This is a genomic window from Ruegeria sp. AD9 (assembly GCF_056542305.1).
In genome coordinates, this window is sequence record NZ_JBQFZP010000004.1 from 20,174 (window position 1) to 40,504 (window position 20,331).

General features: G+C 57.9%; 20 protein-coding genes. 5 read left to right on the top strand and 15 right to left on the bottom strand.

From position 1 onward, the window contains the following. Positions 1-3: 3 nt before the first annotated feature. The 10 genes from ACR0AM_RS07295 to ACR0AM_RS07340 all read right to left on the bottom strand — a co-directional run bounded on the left by ACR0AM_RS07295 (position 4) and on the right by ACR0AM_RS07340 (position 9,436). Positions 4-978, bottom strand: coding sequence for a GlxA family transcriptional regulator (locus ACR0AM_RS07295; RefSeq protein WP_480555049.1), 975 nt, complete (start codon positions 976-978; stop codon positions 4-6). Positions 979-988: 10 nt separating this feature from the next. Continuing rightward, a complete protein-coding gene (locus ACR0AM_RS07300) occupies positions 989-1,882 on the bottom strand; it encodes a homocysteine S-methyltransferase family protein (protein ID WP_480622525.1) in 894 nt (297 codons plus the stop codon). A gap of 11 nt (positions 1,883-1,893) precedes the next feature. After that, positions 1,894-2,928: an alcohol dehydrogenase catalytic domain-containing protein gene (locus ACR0AM_RS07305; protein WP_480622695.1), complete on the bottom strand. Its 1,035-nt coding sequence runs from the start codon at positions 2,926-2,928 to the stop codon at positions 1,894-1,896. A gap of 14 nt (positions 2,929-2,942) precedes the next feature. Then, positions 2,943-5,396, bottom strand: coding sequence for a GcvT family protein (locus ACR0AM_RS07310; protein ID WP_480622526.1), 2,454 nt, complete (start codon positions 5,394-5,396; stop codon positions 2,943-2,945). Between the two features lie 15 nt (positions 5,397-5,411). Next, entirely contained in the window at positions 5,412-5,792 is a 381-nt protein-coding gene (locus tag ACR0AM_RS07315) for a GFA family protein (RefSeq protein ID WP_480622527.1), read from the bottom strand. A gap of 4 nt (positions 5,793-5,796) precedes the next feature. Then, entirely contained in the window at positions 5,797-6,420 is a 624-nt protein-coding gene (locus tag ACR0AM_RS07320) for a LysE family translocator (RefSeq protein ID WP_480474126.1), read from the bottom strand. Beyond that, on the bottom strand, positions 6,420-6,989 hold the full coding sequence (locus ACR0AM_RS07325) for a helix-turn-helix domain-containing protein (protein ID WP_480474127.1): 570 nt from the start codon (positions 6,987-6,989) through the stop codon (positions 6,420-6,422). The genes ACR0AM_RS07320 and ACR0AM_RS07325 overlap by 1 nt, the downstream gene beginning before the upstream one ends. Before the next feature lie 125 nt (positions 6,990-7,114). Further along, entirely contained in the window at positions 7,115-7,633 is a 519-nt protein-coding gene (locus ACR0AM_RS07330) for a GNAT family N-acetyltransferase (protein ID WP_480622528.1), read from the bottom strand. A 100-nt stretch (positions 7,634-7,733) separates the two neighbouring features. Further along, on the bottom strand, positions 7,734-8,189 hold the full coding sequence (locus ACR0AM_RS07335) for a GAF domain-containing protein (protein WP_480474129.1): 456 nt from the start codon (positions 8,187-8,189) through the stop codon (positions 7,734-7,736). Between the two features lie 74 nt (positions 8,190-8,263). Then, entirely contained in the window at positions 8,264-9,436 is a 1,173-nt protein-coding gene (locus ACR0AM_RS07340; protein WP_480622529.1) for an acetyl-CoA C-acyltransferase, read from the bottom strand. A 102-nt stretch (positions 9,437-9,538) separates the two neighbouring features. On the opposite strand from ACR0AM_RS07340, the gene ACR0AM_RS07345 reads away from it, so the two are divergent. The 3 genes from ACR0AM_RS07345 to ACR0AM_RS07355 all read left to right on the top strand — a co-directional run bounded on the left by ACR0AM_RS07345 (position 9,539) and on the right by ACR0AM_RS07355 (position 12,144). Beyond that, a complete protein-coding gene (locus ACR0AM_RS07345) occupies positions 9,539-9,877 on the top strand; it encodes an STAS domain-containing protein (RefSeq protein WP_480493872.1) in 339 nt (112 codons plus the stop codon). A 21-nt stretch (positions 9,878-9,898) separates the two neighbouring features. Then, a complete protein-coding gene (locus tag ACR0AM_RS07350; protein ID WP_480474132.1) occupies positions 9,899-10,348 on the top strand; it encodes an ATP-binding protein in 450 nt (149 codons plus the stop codon). A 218-nt stretch (positions 10,349-10,566) separates the two neighbouring features. Beyond that, positions 10,567-12,144, top strand: coding sequence for a gamma-glutamyltransferase family protein (locus ACR0AM_RS07355; protein WP_480622530.1), 1,578 nt, complete (start codon positions 10,567-10,569; stop codon positions 12,142-12,144). Positions 12,145-12,179: 35 nt separating this feature from the next. Here ACR0AM_RS07355 and hspQ read toward each other — a convergent pair whose 3' ends face one another. Beyond that, positions 12,180-12,506 (bottom strand): heat shock protein HspQ, encoded by a 327-nt coding sequence (hspQ, locus tag ACR0AM_RS07360; protein ID WP_209504966.1) that lies wholly within the window; start codon positions 12,504-12,506, stop codon positions 12,180-12,182. 80 nt (positions 12,507-12,586) lie between these two features. Between hspQ and ACR0AM_RS07365 the strand changes: the two genes are divergently transcribed. After that, a complete protein-coding gene (locus ACR0AM_RS07365; RefSeq protein WP_480493874.1) occupies positions 12,587-13,468 on the top strand; it encodes an AEC family transporter in 882 nt (293 codons plus the stop codon). Positions 13,469-13,528: 60 nt separating this feature from the next. Continuing rightward, a complete protein-coding gene (locus ACR0AM_RS07370) occupies positions 13,529-14,110 on the top strand; it encodes a transglycosylase SLT domain-containing protein (protein ID WP_209504968.1) in 582 nt (193 codons plus the stop codon). 15 nt (positions 14,111-14,125) lie between these two features. On the opposite strand, the gene ACR0AM_RS07375 is transcribed toward ACR0AM_RS07370, so the two are convergent. From ACR0AM_RS07375 to ACR0AM_RS07390, 4 genes are all read right to left on the bottom strand, one after another. Beyond that, positions 14,126-14,722, bottom strand: coding sequence for a LolA family protein (locus tag ACR0AM_RS07375; protein ID WP_480474135.1), 597 nt, complete (start codon positions 14,720-14,722; stop codon positions 14,126-14,128). 39 nt (positions 14,723-14,761) lie between these two features. Next, the gene (locus ACR0AM_RS07380) at positions 14,762-17,686 is read right to left on the bottom strand and encodes a DNA translocase FtsK (RefSeq protein ID WP_480622531.1); all 2,925 of its coding nucleotides are present in this window, start codon (positions 17,684-17,686) and stop codon (positions 14,762-14,764) included. Positions 17,687-17,700: 14 nt separating this feature from the next. Further along, a complete protein-coding gene (locus ACR0AM_RS07385) occupies positions 17,701-18,882 on the bottom strand; it encodes an aminotransferase class I/II-fold pyridoxal phosphate-dependent enzyme (protein WP_480622532.1) in 1,182 nt (393 codons plus the stop codon). A 108-nt stretch (positions 18,883-18,990) separates the two neighbouring features. Beyond that, entirely contained in the window at positions 18,991-20,319 is a 1,329-nt protein-coding gene (locus ACR0AM_RS07390) for an amidase (protein ID WP_480622533.1), read from the bottom strand. Between the last annotated feature and the right edge of the window lie 12 nt (positions 20,320-20,331).

Here is a 20,331-nt window from a genome sequence, read left to right on the forward strand (position 1 = left end):
TTTTCACCGATGTGTCGCGGCCCGCTTTTCACGTCGAACGACAAAAGGCGTGACCCCGAAGAAGCTTTTGTAAACAGACGAAAACCCGTTCGGAAAACCACAGGCCAACCCGATTTCGCGAACGCTCATAGTGGTGTTCAGAAGCAGGTTATTGGCCTTGGCCAGCCGCATTTCACGATAGAATCCGTTGGGCGTGGTGCCAAAGAAGGTTTTGAACTTACGCTCAAGCGAGCGGTTCGACAGTTGCAGCGAATCGACGATCTGATTGATCGGCAGAGGGTCTTCGATATTGGCCTGCATGAGCTTGATGCACTGATCCAGCTTCACATCTCCGGTCGCCGTCAACTTTACACCAGAGAATGGCTGCATCGAGGCGAAATCCCGGATGTTTTCATGCAACATGATGTCCGCCACGGTCATTTTTGCGGGCCCCGAGATATGACGGCCGATCACTGCCAGCGCGATATCTGTTGTCGCCTCCATTCCGGCACAGGTCACAACGGCGCCCTGTTCGGTTGCAATCGACAGTTTGGCTTCAAACCGGGCCCCGCGTTCCCGCAGGAACGAGGCATTCTCCCAGTGGGTTGCCAAGTCGTCTGTACCCTGTTCGTCGATATACCGGCTGGCGGCTTCCGCCAGCAGAAACACCTTGGCATCCCGGAAGGTGTAATCCGACACCACCCGCCCCAAAGACAAGTCCGGGTGATCCGGGTCAGAATTGCCAATCACAAAAAGATAATTCGCCTTGGGCTGCGCCTGCACGCGTTCCGTTTGCACCACCGCGTCGCTGCTGCTGGAGATCGGGCCACCTTTGAGCGACCGATAGGCAAAAGTGAACGGCGGCTTCGGACACACACGATTTGCCAGCCTGAGAACCTCGACCAATGAGGCCAGTTCAAGCAGCACAAATCCGGGTGCGACCAAAATATCGAAATGTTGCTGTATCGCCTGCGGTGATTCAGAAGCAAATTTCCTCATCGCTGTCACCTTAGACGATCTCATGCCCGGCAGTACGCAACCGCTTGGCCAGCGCTTCGATGTGGTCCGGGCCGATCTCGCAGCATCCACCGACAATCGTGGCCCCCTGATCGACCCAACGCATGACGTGATCCGCATAGGCATCGGGACCAAGATCATGGCGTTGATCCAACGCATCCACTGTCGGCGCGTCCATTAGAAACTCATCCGAAATATGTGTAAAGCCGTTGGCATAGGCACCATAAGGCTTGTTCATGCCGGACAGGATGTCCAGAGCAGCTGGGATCGCTTCGGGGCGCGAACAATTGATCAGCAGCGCATCAGGTGAAAACTCTGCAACCAAGGGCGCGACATCCCTGAGCGGTTCGCCGGACCTGAGGCGGCTGCCATCTTCGTCATTGACCGTGAATGACAGCCAGACTGGTTTGCCACATCCGGTCGTTCCGCGCAGCGCACCCTCGGCCTCCTGCACCGAAGATACTGTCTCGATCAGAAACAGATCGACGCGCGCAGCCATCAAAGCCACAAGTTCAGCAAACTTTCCCGCCGCATCTGCCGGGTCGGGATTCAGGTCGGGTCGGTAAGATGCAAGAAGCGGCCCCAGAGACCCCGCAATCCGCCCCCCGGTCGAAGTACGAGCACGTTCGGCCTGTGTCAGGGCAGTGTCGATAAGGGCGGGCATCTGGTCCTCCATCCCCACTCGCACTAGGCGTGAACGGTGGACGGCATAGGTATTGGTGGTGGCAACCGTGGCACCACGACGGAAGTAGTCGCCATGCACCGCGCCGACCAGATCAGGGTGGTCGATCATCACACGTGTGGACCATAGTGGCGTCGCCCGGTCTCCGCTGCGTTTGACCAATTCCTGTCCAATTGAACCGTCCAACAGAGTGATCTTTGTCATGTCGTTGCTCCTTAAGGCAGCAGCACGAGTTTACCCGGAAGGGTCTTTGCCTGAAAATCAGCCTGTGCGCGGACGATATCCTTCAACGGGTAGGTTCGGGAAACCAGTGGCTTGATCCGTCCGGTATTCATCAACTCCACTAGGCGGCCAAAGACTTCGGGTGCCTGATGCGTGCAGCCGTGAATGGTGATGTCGCGCAAATAGATGTCCCGCAGATCAGCCTCGACAATCGGGCCGGCGATTGCCCCAGAAACGGCGTAGTGCCCGCCGGGCTTCAGGGCAAGGATCAGCGATGCCCATGCGGGCCCGCCAACAACATCTATAACCGCGTCGAACATATCCTGCGGCGGCAGCTCATCCCGGGCAAATGTGCCCAACGCCCCTTGGGATCTGACGACCTCTGCCTTCTCTGCAGCCGTCACACCCCAAACCGATGCTCCGCGCAGCGCCGCAAGCTGCACCGCCGCCAGACCGACGCCGCCTGACGCGCCAGTGATCAGAACTTTTTGCCCAGACGTCACGCCCGCGCGCGTCAGCAGGTTTTCGGCAGTACCAAAGGCGCAGGGAATGGCCGCAATTTCAACATCAGACAGGGGCGATGCACTTACGTCGTAAAGATCATTTGCTTCAACCAGACAGTATTGGGCAAAGGCCCCATCAATCTCTGACCCGAGCGCAATAAAGCCCTGAGGTTTGCCGGGGCGCGGACGTGGAAGGTTGATCGGGCACGTCACACGCTGGCCCTTTTTGAACCCCGTGTTTGGCCCGACTTCTTCAACGATCCCGCACAGATCGCCGCCCTGAATGCGGGGAAAGTTCAGTGCGCCGCCCCACCCTCCGGCTTCAATATCCTGATCGACGGCATCCGTCCCGCCGGTGACATCCGATGAATACCAGCCGACCCTTGTGTTGATATCCGTGTTATTGACCCCTGCCGCGGCGACCCGAACAAGCACCTGCCCCGGCCCAGGGGCCGGGACTGGGATATCGTCGCGCCATTCCAGCGCCTCTGTTCCGCCATGGCCGGTCAGATAGACGCCGGACATGGTCGCCAGACGCGTCACGCCCGCAACCGCTCGTTCTCGGGGTCCCAGAGCGGTTGATCCAGCTCTACCACGGCGCGGCATTTCTGACCGTAGATTTCGACCTCAAGTTCAGTTCCGGGGTTGGCAAACTCGGCCCGGATCATGCCCAGCGCGATGGATTTGCCAACGCGGTAGCCCCATGCGCCGGATGTGGTTTCGCCGACGATCTCATCGCCTTGCCAGATACAGGACATATACGGCGCGTCGCAATCGCCCGCATCAACGGTCAGGGTGACGAAGGACTTTTTCACGCCTCGCTGCTTTTCGTTCAGGATTGCAGCCTTGCCCGGGAAGTCCTGTGGTTTGTCGAGCTTGACGAACCGTTCCAACCCGCCTTCAAGCAGGGAATAGTCGGTCGACAGATCGCCCTTCCAGGCGCGGTACCCTTTTTCGATCCGCAGCGAGTTCAGCGCATACATTCCAAACGGCTTGGCACCGGCATCGATGATCGCGTCGTAGATTGCAGGCATATCCGCATTTTCAGCGTGAACTTCCCAGCCCAGCTCACCAGCGAATGAGACACGCAGCAGAGCGACCCATCCGCCTTTGATTTCGCTTTCCTGAAAGCTGAGCCACGGCAAGGTCAGATCGGCCTCGGTAACTTTGCTGAGAATGTCCCGAGATCGAGGCCCGGTAACGATCAGCGTGCTCATCCGCGTTGTCCAGTCTTCCAGCGTGAACTCGGCATCGGCAGGTATGTGACGCACAAGCCATTCACGGTCATGCCATTGCGCGGTCGCTGCAGTGACCAGAACGAACAGGTCTTCGGCCTCGCGCGTGACCGACATTTCGGTCAGGATACGCCCGCGGTCATCTGCGAAGTAAACCAGCCCAACCCGACCAATCTTGGGCAATGCCCCTGCAACCAGACCGCGCAGCCATTCATCAGCACCCGGCCCCTGTATTTTGAACCGCGAGAAGCCCGGCAGGTCCAACACGCCACAATGATCGCGCACGGCCTCACATTCTTCCTTGATCCGCTGTTCCCACGGTCCGGACCGACCCCAAGTATGGGTCGCGTCCAGCGAGGTGTCATCGCCGGGCTGTGCAAACCAGTTGGCGCGTTCCCAGCCGCTATAGGCCCCCATGACACCGCCGTGCGCGATCACCTTGTCATGCACGGGCGACAGCTTCTTGTCTCGTGCGGCAGGCCATTCATGGTGCGGGAAGTGCATGGCATATTCGTTGCCATAAACTTCCATGCCTTTCTGGTTGCAATAATCCTGATCGGTGTAATCGGTATAGCGGCGCGGATCGACGGCCCACATATCCCATTCGGTCGCGCCATCAACGACCCACTCGGCCAGAACCTTGCCTGCGCCACCGCCCTGCGCGATGCCAAACGTGAAAGTATGTGCTTCGAACGCGTTCTTGACGCCGGGCATCGGGCCGATCAAAGGCAGCCCGTCAGGCGCGTAAGGGATCGGCCCGTTGATGACGCGTCCAACGCCCGAGGTTGCCATCAGCGGCACTCGCTCCATCGCATCGGTGACGATATCTTCGATGCGGTCCAGATCGTCATTCCACAGCTGAAAGCTGAAATCATCCGGCATCGGATCGTCTTCGGTCATCCAGTGGCCCTTGCAGTTCGGCTCGTAAGGACCAAGGTTGAAGCCGTTCTTTTCCTGCCGCAGGTAGTAAGAGACATCCACATCACGCAGTAGCGGCAGCTTGGCACCGCTTTGCTTGGTCCATGCTTCGATCTCGGGGATTTCATCGGTCAGCAGGTACTGGTGACTCATGACCATTGCCGGAACGGTGCGGCCACCGAAGGGCTTGAACCATTCGCCCACGCGCTGTGCATAATACCCGGCTGCGTTCACAACATAGTCACAGGCTATATCGCCTTTGTCCGTGTGCACGGTCCAGGTGCCGTCATCATGCTGCGTCACGCCAGTCGCCGGGCAGAAACGGATGATCTTCTGCCCCATATCGCGCGCGCCTTTGGCCAGCGCCTGGGTTAGCTGCGCCGGATCGATGTCGCCATCCGTCGGATCGTAGAGAACACCTTCAAGGTCATGCGTTTCCAGGAAGGGATAACGCTCTTTCGCTTCTTCCGGGGTCCACATTTCCATCGGAATCCCCTGATAGCGGCCCATCGCCATGGCGCGCTCGAACTCCTGCACACGTTCTTTCGAATGCGCCAGTCGGATCGAACCGGTCTGGTGGTAGTTCATCGGGTAATCGACTTCCTCGCCCAGACGCGCATACAGCTCGGTCGAATAGCGCTGCATGTTCATGATCGCCCATGAGGTCGAAAAGGTCGGAACGTTCCCTGCCGCATGCCAGGTCGACCCGGCAGTCAGTTCGTTCTTTTCCAGCAGAACACAATCGGTCCAGCCTTTCTTGGCAAGGTGATATAGCGAGGAAGCCCCCACCACGCCACCGCCGATAATGACCACGCGGGCTTTTGTTGGAAAATCACTCATGCGTTTTGATCCTTGTTACTGTGCCTCTTGAGGCAGATCGTCCGTGATGTCGTAATAATCGCCCTTGTCAGCCACAAAGATGTGCTTTGAGAGCTTTAAACCCGTGGAAACATCGAGTGCGCCCATGGAGATCGAAATCGTGTCCTCCTGGTTGTGTTGCCAGAAGAGAAACGAGCCACATTTGCTGCAGAACCCCCGTCGGGCGATGTCAGACGCGCGATACCAGCTTAGCGTGTCGCTGGCCGAGAAACTCAGGTTGTCCTGATGGGTTGAGGTCGAAGCCCAGAAATGGCCCGACTGTTTGCGGCATTGTCCGCAATGGCAGACCGAAGGCGGCGACATGTCTCCGTTGATCGTGAACGCGACCGAGCCGCAAAGGCAGGATCCCTTATGCATCTGACTACCCCTTTGTTGCGGGTGTGGTGCTGGTTCCCAACAACACACCGTAGATGACAAAACAGGCCGCCATGATCCGGCGCACCCAGATATTGAACACGGCGCTCAGCGCTGCCCTGCCCATCAAGGCGCCCAGCGCCGTAAAGCCGGTGTAGCTGAGTGTGGTGATGATCAGCGCGGTAGGCATGATAACCCCCATCTGCTGCCAGACCGGGACCTCGGGCTGAACGAACTGCGAAAACGCGGCCAGGTATCCGGCGACGCTTTTGGGATTGATCGTTGCCACTGCCAGCGCGTGCAGATAGACATGTCGCGCCGGACGCTCGGAGGCTGGTGCGGGTTTTGTTGCATTCATCCATCCGCGAATGCCCAACCAGATCAAAAACCCCGCGCCAATCAGTTTGGCGACAAAGAACCCGGTCGGCGATGCGGCGATCAGGGCCGTCACACCCAGCGCAGACAGGATCAGAAAGGCGCTGGCTTGCGTGAGAATTGCCAATACGCCCAGCATTGCCTTTGGGAACGGAAGGCTCATCCCGTTTGAGATGCAATTGACCGCATTTGGGCCCGGCGTGGTTACGAAAACCACCCAGAAAAACGCAAATATGGTCCAGGCTTCGAACGACATCAGTAGACCGGCGGGGCGATGACCCAGATGGCCGCAGCGGGCTCGTCGTAAGGGTTGGCCCATTGATAAGGTTCGTGTCGGATCCGAAAACTGTCACCTGGCCCAACCGTGAACGCGCGCGCCCCGATTGTCAGGTCCAACTTGCCCGAGATCATGTATCCGACTTCCTGTGTCGGACGATTGGCCGGTGTCTGCATCTGCGAGTTGGGTTTGAAGGTAGAATGTACCATTTCGAAATCATCGGTCAGATCCGGCGAGAGCAGTTCTTCGATCAACCCTTCCTCGCCCGACCCCATGGGCCGGCGCGAGCCGGCACGCACGACATATCCCTGCTCGTCCGCAGGTGCCGCCGAATGCGCAAACAACATCGACATGGGTACGCCAAGGCATTCGGCGATCTGCCTCAGGTCCGAGATCGACGGCTCAGACATGTCACGCTCAACCTGGCTGAGCCAGCCGACAGACCTGTCCAGCCGGGTTGCGATAGCACTCAGCGTCAATCCACGCGCCTTGCGCAGCGCGCGGATATCTGCACCAAGTGTTGCACTTTGCGGGGCCTGGCTGTTCAAGGGGGCTCCAACTCTCGTGAAAATTTGATCTCGTTTTTCACGATGCCTCGATTCCGTGAAATTTCCAAGCATTTTTTCACGCAAGCCCGTATTCCGGATTGGCTATGCCCTGACGGTTCGGTCACTCAGCTGATATGGCAAACATATGTATCGGTGGTGGCAGAGGCGCGTTCCTGCCAAAGCGTGAAGCCTGTTTTTTGCAGAACGCGGGCTGAACCCGGATTGTCACGCCCGACCCCGGCAATGAGACGCACGGCAGGCCCAGGCGTCAATGCGTCCTGCAAGCCTTGCAAAATCTCGGAGGCGTAGCCATTCCCCCAAGCGGATTCTGCAATCAGATAGCCAACGTGAAGGTTTGGAATTGAATCGGCCTCTGTACTCATGGCCAACACGAATAGGCCAATAAGGTGGTTACCGCGGTTATAGCGCGCAAGCAGAATATCGCTTTCAGCACGTCTGTCATCAATCCAGTTCGAAATTTCCCGGCCCTGCAACTGCATCGACGGTGGCAGGTGTTTCAGGACCGCAGGGGTCAGAAGCGCGACAAGATCATCTTCAAGCCGAGCTCGCAATCGCGGATCGGTGAGTTCAACCTTCCAGTTGCGAACCGAAAGGCGCGGAGTTCGGAAATGGCCTGGAACCATGGTTAATCCAATACGTATCGGGCTTTCCGGTTTTATCAGGCCCCGAGCGAAATCGAAAAGAGGAAACCGGTAGACGCACCTTGTACGGACCGAGAATCAATCAGGCTTGTGCGAAGGTCTTTGACAGGATCGCGGACAGGTTATCCGCGTCTTCAGTTGAGAACGCATCGGGTTGATTGCTGTCGATGTCGAAAACTGCAATCAACTCGCCCGCTGCGTTCCGCACCGGCAGAACAAGTTCGGACCGGGTTGAACTGGCGCAAGCGATGTGACCCGGAAACGCGTCGACATCCGGCACCAGCTGCACTTCGCCAGTGCGCGCTGCCGCCCCGCAGACGCCGCGCGCGAACGGGATGACCAGACAGCCATGCCCGCCCTGGTAGGGGCCGATCTTCAGCAAGCCCGGTTCTGTCACCCGGTAAAACCCGGTCCAGTCGAAACGGTCGTCAGAATAGTGGACCTCGCAAGCAACGGTGGCCATCAGGGCAACCTGATCGGTTTCGCCTTCGGTCAATGCTGCAATTGTACTGGCCAGCGTACTGTAATCGACGGTCATAGGTCCCGAACCCCTTGGAAAACCCCGGGGGCTCTGCCCCCGAACCCCCGGAGTATTTCGAAAAAGATGAAGGGTCAAATGCGTTCGATCGCGATAGCTGTTCCTTCACCGCCGCCGATGCAGATTGCAGCAACTCCCCGCTTGAGATTTCGTTTCTCGAGCGCGTTCAACAAGGTGACCATTATACGGGCGCCAGATGCTCCTATAGGATGGCCCAAGGCACAGGCACCGCCATTTACGTTCACCTTGTCGCGCGGCAATCCCATCTCGTGCATGAAAGCCATCGGCACAACTGCGAAGGCTTCATTGACCTCCCACAGGTCGACATCATCCTTGTTCCAACCGATGCGGGACAGGAGCTTTTGCGCCGCCGGAACCGGCGCAGTCGTGAAAAGTCCGGGCGCTTGAGCATGGCTGGCATGTCCCAGAATCCGGCCCCGAACTGTCAGCCCTCGCGCTTCTGCCGTTTCAGCCGATACCAGAACAAGCGCCGCCGCGCCGTCGGATATTGACGAGGAATTGGCGGCGGTCACTGTCCCGTCCTTGCGGAAAGCGGGTTTCAGCGTCGGAATTTTCTCGGGACGGGCAGATTTGGGTTGCTCGTCAGCCACCTGTACAACCTCACCCTTTCGCGTGCGCACTGTGACGGGGACGATCTCGCCCGCGAAAGCACCGCTTTCTTGCGCGGAAAGTGCGTTGGACAAGGATTTCAAGGCATATTCATCCTGCGCTTCGCGGGTGAACTGATACGCCTCAGCGCAGTCTTCGGCAAAGGTTCCCATCAGGCGGCCCTTGTCATAGGCGTCTTCCAGCCCGTCAAGGAACATGTGGTCGATTACCTGACCATGACCGATGCGCGCACCGCCCCGCATTTTCGGCAGCAGGTAGGGCGCGTTGGTCATGCTCTCCATACCTCCGGCGACCATTGTATCCGCATAACCCAATGCGATCTGGTCGAAGGCCATCATCGCCGCCTTCATCCCGGAACCACACATCTTGTTCAGCGTGGTGGCGGGAACCTCCTCGCCCAAGCCCGCCGCGAAACCCGCCTGGCGCGCCGGAGCCTGCCCCTGACCTGCGGGCAGGACACATCCCATCAACACCTCGTCAACCGTCTGTGCCCCTGCCTGCTTTAACGCGGCACGAATCGCTGCGCCGCCAAGCTCGGATGCTGCGACACCGTCGAACATGCCCTGAAAACCACCCATTGGCGTTCTGGCAGCACCTGCAATAACAACATCTCTCATCCGGATAATCCTCCTGTCGTCCAGTCCTTGAATACCGAATGGTAAGAATTCGCGTCTAGCGTATTTCTACGACTCATTTTCAGATTGGAGGGCGGCCGGACCATGGGGCTGACCAGCACATCAGACGGTACGACACAGATTATCACCGTTCACTCTGACCGGATCGACGCTGCGATGGCCATTCAGTTCAAAGAAGACATGCGCGCTGAGACCGAGGCCTGCGCTGATCGGGTTGTCCTTGACCTTTCAGGTGTCGAGTTCATCGATTCAAGCGGGCTGGGCGCAATCGTGGCCTCCATGAAACAACTGGGGCTGAACCGAAGGCTTGATCTGGCAGGCCCGCAGCCCGTGGTGGAAAAGGTCTTTCGCCTGACGCGCATGGATACTGTGTTCAGGTTGTTTGCGACACTGGATGACGCCCTGTCGAAACCGGACAGGTGACAAGAGCAGGAGTGCGACAACATGGAGCCCATTTGTAACGCGACCTGCCTGGAAGTGAGCTTTCCCGCAACGGAAACAGAAGCCAGCGCGGGGATTGCGAAACTCAGTGCCGGACTGGCGAAACGAGGGTTGCCGCCGCACAAGGCGGACGACGTCAAGATCGCACTGGCAGAAGCAATCAACAACGTTGTGGAACATGCCTATATGGACGTGGCCCCGGCCGGGGTTCAGGTCACATGCCGGTTGGACAGAAACCGCCTGGACATTCTGATCTCGGACACGGGCCATCCATTGCCCGGCTACGAACCACCAGACGGAACACCAGCACCACTGGGAACCCGCATTCAGGATCTGCCCGAAGGCGGATTCGGCTGGTTCCTGATTCATCAACTTACCAGCGATATCTGTTATGAGCGTCGCGACGGGTGCAATCGGCTATCCTTGCGATTTAACTTTGACAAGAACGGGTAATCAGCCGCAATTGGCCACAATAACGCCATTTTCGAAACATTGTCGCGCCGCAAATCGCCGCCATACAGTGAATCGTAGCTCAGATAGCTTCCCTCGGCGCCAATTATCACAGCCCCCACCCAGTGAACGGCGCCGAGGATCTCCTCCCCAACTTGAATTGACTGGACAACCGGCAATCAGAGAATAGCTTTCCCCTGTTTTAAGGAGAAAGAACCACCATGCGTGATCTGCACAAACCTGGCCGGTCGGAAGTTTTTGCAACGCGGGGGATGTGCGCAACGTCGCACCCGCTGGCCGCCAAGGTGGCAATCGATATTCTTGAGCGCGGCGGCAACGCCATGGACGCAGCGATTGCAGGTGCAGTTCTGCTTGGGATTTGCGAACCGCAGATGACCGGGTTGGGCGGCGATTGTTTCGTTTTGTTCAGCCGTGCGGGCGAAAACCGGATACGCGCATTGAACGGATCGGGTCGCGCACCGGCCGCTGCACGGGCGCAGCCCTTGCGAGACAAGGGTCTGTCATCTGTACCGTTGAACGGCCCGGACGCGGTGACTGTTCCCGGTGCCGTGGACGCCTTCTGTCACCTTGCAGAAACCGAAGGACGTTTGGGGCTGGGCGCGATTCTGGAACCCGCAATCCACTATGCCGATGCTGGCGTTCCGGTGGCCCCTCGGGTTGCATTTGACTGGAAAACAGGGGCGGCCACATTACAGGGCGCTGCGCGTGATCATTATCTGATCAATGGGCAAATACCCGCAATCGGGCAGATCTTTCGCGCCCCCGGTCAGGCTGAGGTCTTGCGCAGGATCGCCAGTCAGGGACACGACGCTTTTTATTCAGGAGACATTGCCGAGGATATAATCCGGGCTCTGTCCGCACTCGGAGGTGTCCACACCGCCGAGGACTTCCACCGCACCAAGTGCACTGAAACGCAGCCCATGCGCGGGGCCTACAAGGGTGTTGATCTGGTCGAACACCCGCCGAACGGCCAAGGTGCAACCGCGATCCTGCTGCTGAACATTCTAAAACAGTTCGATCTGGCCAGTATGGATCCATTTGGAGCAGAACGGGTTCATATCGAGGCTGAAGCCACCAAGCTGGCTTATGACGCGCGCAACCGGTTCATTGCTGATCCCGATCATGTCGCGCGGGCCGAGCGGTTTCTTGATATGGATGTAGCAGTCAGGCTGGCGGCATTGATTGACCCAAAACGCGCAATGCCCGCAGCAGCACCTTTGACGGAAGCCGTACACAAAGACACGGTCTATATCACGGTGGTCGACCGCGACCTTATGGCTGTGTCGCTGATTTACTCGATCTTTCATAGCTTTGGGTCAGGGATCGCGTCCGAGAAATACGGCATTCTGCTTCAGAACAGGGGCGCGGGGTTCACGCTTCAGCCGGGTCACCCCAATGAACTGGCTGGTGGCAAGCGCCCGATGCACACGATCATACCGGGGATGTTGACCGAGAATGACCGTGTCACGATGCCATTCGGCGTCATGGGCGGTGCTTATCAACCGACCGGGCACGCGCGTTTCGTTTCGAACCTTAGGGACTTTGGGCTGAAGCTACAGGAAAGCATCAACGCGCCGCGTGCCTTTTTTGATGGAAATGTCCTGAAACTGGAGCGGGGCTATTCTGAAGAAGTGGCGAAACAATTGTCTGAAATCGGCCACAATATTGAAGTTCCGGAAACTCCGCTTGGTGGAGCGCAAGCGATCCGAATCCGAAAAGACGGTGTTTTGGAAGGTGCCAGCGACCCGCGCAAGGATGGGTGTGCCCTTGGATACTGATCAGCGGCAGTACAATGCCGACCGGTTCGCCAGACCTAGTTCAGGTGGAAATGCAGAGGGTAGGCACCGTCTTCGAATGGGCCGAACATGTTGGAGATATCCGGGTGTTCAACCGGCTCGCCGGAATAATCTGCAACCAGATTTTGTTCTGAAACATAAGCAACATAGAAGGATTGGTCGTTCTCTGCCAACAGGTGGTAGAACGGCTGTTCTTTCCTTGGACGGCTGTCTTCCGGAATGGCCTGATACCATTCTTCTGTGTTCGAAAACTCTGGGTCCACGTCAAAAATCACCCCTCGAAAAGGGTGTTTCTTGTGACGGACCACCTGGCCCAATCCGTATTTCGCGCGTGTCTTTAACATTGTTTCAGCCCCCACCGCTTTTACTAACGGTTTTTGGCCCGAAATGCCAATCATTGATGTGAAATTCAGGGAAACAGTCTGTGAACCTAATACTGACAGTGTTCGAAATCGTGGCCCCGGTTTTTCTCTTGGCAGCCATTGGCTTTACCTGGGTCAAACTGGGGTTCGAATACCGGCTGCAATTTGTGACACGCTTTGCAACGACGCTGGCAATGCCCAGTCTGATCTTTGTTGCGCTCATGCAAACCGACATCCCGGGCGGAGATTTGTCGCGTTTCACATCCGCGACCCTGGTCGCAAATCTTCTGCTGGCAGGGGTGTTCTGGTTGCTGGTTCGCGTATTGAAACTGGATCAGCGCACGTACCTGTCACCTCTGATTTTCGGCAATACCGGCAATCTTGGCTTGCCGCTATGTATCTTTGCGTTCGGACAGATTGGCTTGGGTTACGCAGTCATCTTTCTGTCTGTAACTGCGCTGTTTTCTTTCACTTATGGAATATACCTAGTCGCCGGAAAAGGCGCATGGGGACAAGTCTTGCGCCAGCCGATGGCGTGGGCGACCATTCTGGGTGCAGTGTTTTTGTGGCAAGGGTGGCAAACTCCGACATTTCTAACCAACACGTTAGAGCTTTTGGGGCAAATGGCTGTTCCGCTGATGTTGGTCACGGTCGGTGTGGCAATCGCCCGCCTGACCTCGCGCAGTCTGGGGCAAGCACTCTGGTTGTCAGTCCTGAAACTTATCGTCTGCTTTGCGTTGGGCTGGGGGATTGGAGTGTTGTTTGATCTGGACACTGTCGCCTTTGGCGTTCTGGTCCTGCAAATTTGTACGCCGGTCGCTGTGACCTCATATTTGCTGGCAGAACGATTTGAGGCCGATTCCGATGCCGTTGCCGGCATGGTCATGGTGTCCACTGTGCTTTCCGTGGCGGCGTTACCCGTAATTCTTGCCATTGTTTTGTAGCGATTGTGATTTCCTCAGAGCTCAATCTACGCTAGAATAAACAAAAAAGGCATGAGGCACATGAGCAGAATTCTTATCGTACTCTTCGGGGTGCTGCTTTTGGCATCCTGTGGCGGCGGGTCAAAACAACCGCCCAGCAAACTGAACGACGCGTGCAGTATTGCGCACGAGCGACCGGATTTTATCAAGGCTTTCAAAAGCACCGAGCAGAAATGGGGTGTTCCGGTTCACGTTCAGATGGCCACGATTTATCAGGAAAGCCGATATCGCCACGATGCACGTACCCCGCACCGTTACGTGCTGGGCGTGATCCCGATGGGGCGGCAAAGCAGCGCCTATGGGTTCAGCCAAGCACTGGACGGCACCTGGGATCAATATCAGCGCGAAACCGGCAAGCGTCGGGCCAAGCGGGATCGCATCCGCGACGCGTCGGACTTCATCGGCTGGTATATGAACAAAAGCTATGAGCGCAACGGCATCCACCCCGGCGACACACGCAATCAATACCTGGCCTATCACGAAGGCCACACGGGGTACGCACGCGGCACCCACAACAGCAAATCATGGTTGTTGAGCGTGGCCAATGACGTGGACGCACGCGCGCAACTGTATCAGGCGCAATTAGCGAACTGCCGGTACTGAGTCATACTCAACGGGTCAGCGATTGACTGACCCGCGTCTTTCCTTGTTCGAAAAAAGGCCCTGATCCAGGTCATCGCTTTCGGTCAGCGCGCCCAGAAGAACTGTGGTCTGACTGCCCGCGTTGTCATGGATCACCCATTTGCGAAGTTCGACCGGGTTATCGGTGAACATCAATTCAATCCGGCCTGCTTCAGGGTTCTTGGGGTCTTGTGCAGTGACCACTGTGGCCGTGCCGTCAAAGCTGTGGCCGACAACCATATTGGCCTGATCAAGATTCACATTGCGCGCCAGCACAATGGATAGCGGCGTGCGCTTCAGCGGGTATTGCTCGGGCGGCTGGTTCGATTTGGGATCAAAGATCTGAACACTGCCCGAGCGCGCCAGCACCACAGCGCTGTTGGGCGGGTCATATTCGAACCGCATCTTGCCTGGGCGCTGCATCCACAGCTGCCCGGTGCTCAACGAGCCATCATCATTCACCTGCGTGAACGTTGTCTGAACCGTTTTCAATCCGTTCAGGTAGCTTGAGATTTGCGAAAGCGGCAGTTTTTCCGCCGCCCAGGCGGCTGGTGCAGCCAGTGTCAAAGCAAGGGCAAAAGCAATCTGTTTCATGCCGTACAGATAGGCTGTCTGCCCTTGTTATTAAATATCCTATTGCTCGGGGACGAGGATTTCGCGTTTCCCGACATGATTTGCTGACGAAACAACACCTTCCTCTTCCATCTGCTCAACAAGCCGCGCCGCCTTGTTGTACCCGATGGCGAGTTTCCGCTGAATGTAAGAGGTCGAGCATTTGCGATCCTTGATCACAATTGCCACCGCCTGATCGTACAGCGCGTCTTCTCCGTTCGTGTTGCCACCCGTATTCAGCCCCAGAACGGCGTCAATGTTGTCGACCTTGTCCTCGGCCGGTCCATCCAGAACGCTGCCCACGTAATCGGGCGGGCCGAATTGTTTGAGGTGGTTGACGATTTCCTCGACCTCTTCATCCGACACAAACGGCCCGTGGCATCGGGTGATCTTGGCGCCACCGGCCATGTAAAGCATGTCGCCCTGCCCCAGCAGCTGCTCGGCGCCCATCTCGCCCAAAATGGTACGGCTGTCGATTTTTGAGGTCACCTGGAACGAAATCCGCGTCGGGAAGTTGGCTTTGATCGTGCCGGTGATCACGTCAACAGACGGGCGCTGTGTTGCCATGATCAGGTGAATGCCCGAGGCCCGCGCCATTTGCGCCAGACGCTGGATACACGCTTCGATCTCCTTGCCCGCGACCATCATCAGATCGGCCATCTCATCAACAATGACGACGATATAGGGCATCGCTTCGGGCGCGAATTGTTCCGTCTCGAATGTTGGTTCACCGGTTTCATCGTCAAACCCGGTCTGCACCGTGCGGCTGAACAACTCGCCCTTGGCCAGCGCATCCTTCACACGGCCATTGTAGCCAGCGATGTTGCGCACGCCCATCTTGGACATCTTGCGATAGCGGTCTTCCATTTCGCCCACGACCCATTTCAGGGCCACGACCGCTTTTTTCGGATCGGTCACAACAGGTGACAGCAGATGCGGGATGCCATCGTAAACCGACAGTTCCAGCATCTTGGGGTCGATCATGATCAGGCGGCATTCATCCGGCGTCAGCTTGTAAAGCAGCGACAGGATCATCGTGTTGATCGCCACCGACTTGCCCGAACCCGTGGTCCCGGCGATTAGCAGGTGAGGCATCTTGGCCAGGTTCGCCACCACGGACGCGCCGCCGATATCCTTGCCCAGCGCCAACGGCAGCGCCTGATTGCCATCGCCGAAATCGCGGCTGGCGAGGATTTCGCGTAGAACCACCATTTCCCGGTTTTCATTGGGCAACTCGATCCCGATCACCGAACGGCCGGGCAGTGTCGAAACACGTGCCGAAAGAGCCGACATCGAGCGCGCAATATCGTCTGCCAAACCGATCACACGGCTCGCCTTAAGGCCCGGAGCGGGCTCCAGCTCGTACATGGTCACGACCGGGCCGGGGCGTACGCTGACGATCTCACCCTTGACGCCGTAATCGTCCAGAACGTTTTCCAGCATCCGCGCGTTTTCTTCCAAGGCCTCATCGCTCAGGTGATGGCGCTGGATATTTGCGGGGTTGGACAATAAGCCCAGAGGCGGCAGTTCAAAATCAGAGTGTCGTTCCTCGAAGGACAATGCCGGTTGCGCTTCGGCCTGCGCACGACGGGACGGCAACGGTGTCCGGCGCACGGGCTGCGCCACCACAGGCTTCCGCGGTTCAGCCACTGGGATCTTCATCGCCTGACGCGGTTGCGGCATGGCATCGGCGACATCCTCGAAAACCGATTCATCATCGATATCCAACTCGGACGCGTAGTCGTATTGTTCCGTCCCGGCCTCATAACCCATCAAAGCAGGCTCTGGTGCCTCTGGCGTGTCACCAGTGGACACCTGCGGCTCGGGGCGCAGACCATACGCCGTCACCGGCGGTTCCGGGGGCAGTTCGGACAAGGTATGCTGGTTCAGGATCAGCGGATCGGGACGGCGTCCACGACCTTTGGTCAACGGCAGGCTGGGATCTGGCTCGGGTGTCATTTCGCCCACGGCAACCTTGCGATTTCGCACGGCGGCCGAGATTTTGGAGCGGATGCGATCTTCGCCGGGCATGTCGTCAAAGCCCGCGATCGGTTCCGGGTCCACCAGCTCGGGTTCGGGCACTGGATCGGGGCGACGGATAAGCGACGGCATTCGCGCCAACAGGCCCGATTTGACCGGAGGTTCAGGGCGTCCCAATTCCGGTTCTTCAAAAACAGGGTCGGCATAGACCAGTTCGTCGTCAAACATCGCTTCAGCCGCTTCAGCCCGAGCAAGCTTGCGTTCTTCCCACTGCGCCCGGCGATCCCGTGCCGCTTGCGCGGCCGAGGCCGCACCGCGCCCCATCAGCGTCATCAGCATGTCATAAGACATCACAAGGCCCAGGATGAAGGCCCGGAAGCCGCGTTTCACGTCGGCCTTGGTGAAGCCCAGCACAAAAACACCCAGCGCGGTCATACCGACGGCCATGGCCAGCGACATCAGTTTGACCAGAAAATGCGAGGACATCGGCAACAGCGTCAGCAACGCGCCCATGACCGTGTCGCCAAACAAACCGCCCAAACCGTAGCTATGCGTTGCACGCCACTCGGCACCGGGAACAAGGGTAGCGGCATAAACCGAGGCTACAGCGATCCAGATCGGGGCAAAGATCAGGCGGGCAATGGCCCGGTCTTCACCGAAATGGCCCGCAAAACGCAGACCCCATCCAACCAGAACAAGCGCGATGCCCCAGCTTCCCCAGCCCACGATCATGAACAAGGGGGCTGCAATAGACGCGCCCACCCGTCCCATCCAGTTCTGCACCGGTGCATCGGTCGAAACCATCCAGTTGGGATCATCGGGCGTATAGGACCAGATCATCGCAGCCGCGGCCAAGCCCAACAGGATCAGCGCGATACCGATCAGTTCTTTACTGCGTCGCTCAAGGGCTGCCTGTGTTGTGCTGTCCAGCAATGGGTCGCGGTTTCGCGCATTATATGATGCCATTTTGCCCTCGTACCTCACGTATAGATGCAGTCGCGGAGTGTGATCAGACCACGCTGCAACTCTGTTTTTGGGGCTACCAATGCAACCCGGATAAAGCCTTCGCCCGGGTTGTTCCCCGGATCGCCTTGTGAAAGATATGCGCCAGGAAGAACCCGAACCCCGGTATCCTTCCAAACCTTCAATGCCGCGTCCTCGCCATTCTCGACCGGCAACCACAGAAAGAACCCGGCCTCTGGCGACATGTAACCTTGCACGCCCGCAAACACCTCATCAGCAATGGCGTATTTCTCCTGATAGAGCGCGCGGTTTTGCTCGACATGTGTCTCATCCGCCCAGACGCGCGCGGCGGCGGCTTGCAAGGGCAAAGGCAGTGGGGACCCGGCATAGGTGCGCAGCTTTTTCACCTGGCTGATGGACTTTGGTCCACCTGCAATCAGGCCCGAACGCAAACCGGCCAGGTTCGAGCGTTTGGACAGGGAATTAAACAGCGTGATCCGTTCGGGATCAGCCCCCAGTTCCTGCGCGACAGTCAGAACCCCCGTCGGGGCTTGGTCACGGTAAATCTCGGAATAGCACTCGTCGGCAAAAATGCGGAAATCGTAAGCCTCGGCCAGACGGATCAGGTCAGCCCAATAGTCGCGCGACGCAACTGCACCCTGCGGGTTGGCCGGGGAGCAGATATAAGCCACCGCAGTTCGGTTCAGCACATCTTCGGGCAGGCTGGAATAATCCGGCAGATGACCTGTCGCGGCGGTTGCAGGGACAAAATAAGGTTGCGCACCCACCGAAATCGACGCGACCATGTAGACCTGATAAAACGGGTTCGGGCACAGGATGATCGGTTGTTTGCCATTCTTCTGTTCCGGGCACAGCGCCATGGCCGCATTATACAGCCCCTCACGTGTGCCGTTCAGCGCCATGACGTTGGTGTCAGGGTCCATTTCGACCCCATAGCGCCGCTTGATCCAGCCCGTGATTGCACCGCGCAGGTCTTCCGAGCCTTCGTTCGGCGGATAGCCCTGAAACCCGGCCGCGTTTTCCATGATAACATCCGTCACCCAGGCCGGAAAGTCGTGCGTGGGCGCGCCAATCGTCATATGAACGACGTCACCGCCCGGTTGATGGTGATCCAACAGGGCGCGCAAACGCGGGAATGCATATTCCGGTAGGTTCGAAAACCGCTCGGGAAAATCCATATTACTGCCTCAATATCGGGGTCATTTGCGCCCCGTTTTTTTGGCAGATTACAGCCCGCATACCTCTTCGTCCAGACAAAGAGGTTCCGAATCAGTGGATTGTGGCATTCAGGCCAATGCCGATTCTGCCGCTGACCCCAACCGCAACAGGGCCTCTTCCGAGTTCGGATACCCCATCATCATCAGCCCGCAACCGGGCGTTCCGGTGGGCAGGGTCAGCGCCGCAAGCCCCATCAGGTTGCCGATCCGCGTGTTGCGAAGGGCCAGCAGGTTTTCAGTCACGTAATAGTCGTGATCGGTCATCAACCGGTCCAGATTGGGTGGCAGATTGGGAACGGTTGGCGCAAGAACGGCATCGAACCCGGCGGTGGCGGTATCCCATGCCGCGCGACAGGCTTCTAGCTTCGACCACGCAGCGACGTAGTCCGGACCGGATACGTCTTTTCCAGCCCGGAACCGTTCCAGTATCGGAGGATACATTACATCAGGATTCGCTTCGATCACATCTCGCCACAGTCCGTACGATTCGGTGGGATCGACAACACTAGACAGGGACATTGCGTTGTGAAGTTCGGGAACCTCAAGAGGTATAACCTTTGCGCCTGCGTCTCGAAGTCGTTCCAAACCAACCTCATAAGCGACTCGCGGTACATCGCGCAAATCGTCTTTAACCACGTTTTGCAAATCTGCAAAACGGCGGCCTTTCAAGTTTGCACCTCGCAGATCGGCAGGCGTTCCGCCCTCAAGCAAAGCCAGCATATGTGCTGCGTCTTCAACTGAGCGCGCCAAAGGGCCCACCGTGTCAAACCGAAGGCGCAGAGGTACAACCCCTTCCAAACTTATCCGCCCGGCGGTGGTTTTTAGTCCAACCAAATTGTTCCAAGCCGATGGGATGCGTACTGACCCAGCAGTATCGGACCCGATACCCCCAGCTGCCAAACCCCACGCAACCGAAGCCGCCGCGCCTGAAGATGAACCGCCAGGCACGGCGTCCTCATCGTCAATGCAAGGCGGCGTACCAGTGATCGGGTTCAATCCAAGGCCGGAAAAGGCCAGCTCGCTCATATGCGTCTTACCCAGACAGACCGTTCCCATCTGGGTTGCGTGGCGTACCACAAGTGCATCCGCGTCCGGCACCCGGTCTTTCAAAAGCGCCGACCCGGCCTCGGTCGCAGTACCAGCGGTGTCGAACAGGTCTTTCCAGCTAATGGGAACCCCATCCAGCAACGACCGCCGCAATCCCATCTTCGCGCGTTGCTGCGCGGCTTCGGCCTCGGCGCGGGCGCGGTCATGGGTGACGCGGGCATAGATGCGGTCGCGGTGCGGATGGGCGTCTATTGCGGACAGGTAGGTTTCCGTCAATTCAACCGGATCGATCTGGCCCATCCCAATTCCACGGCCCAAATCACACGCCGTCATGGTCAACCAATCCTGCATCCCGCCCCCTCC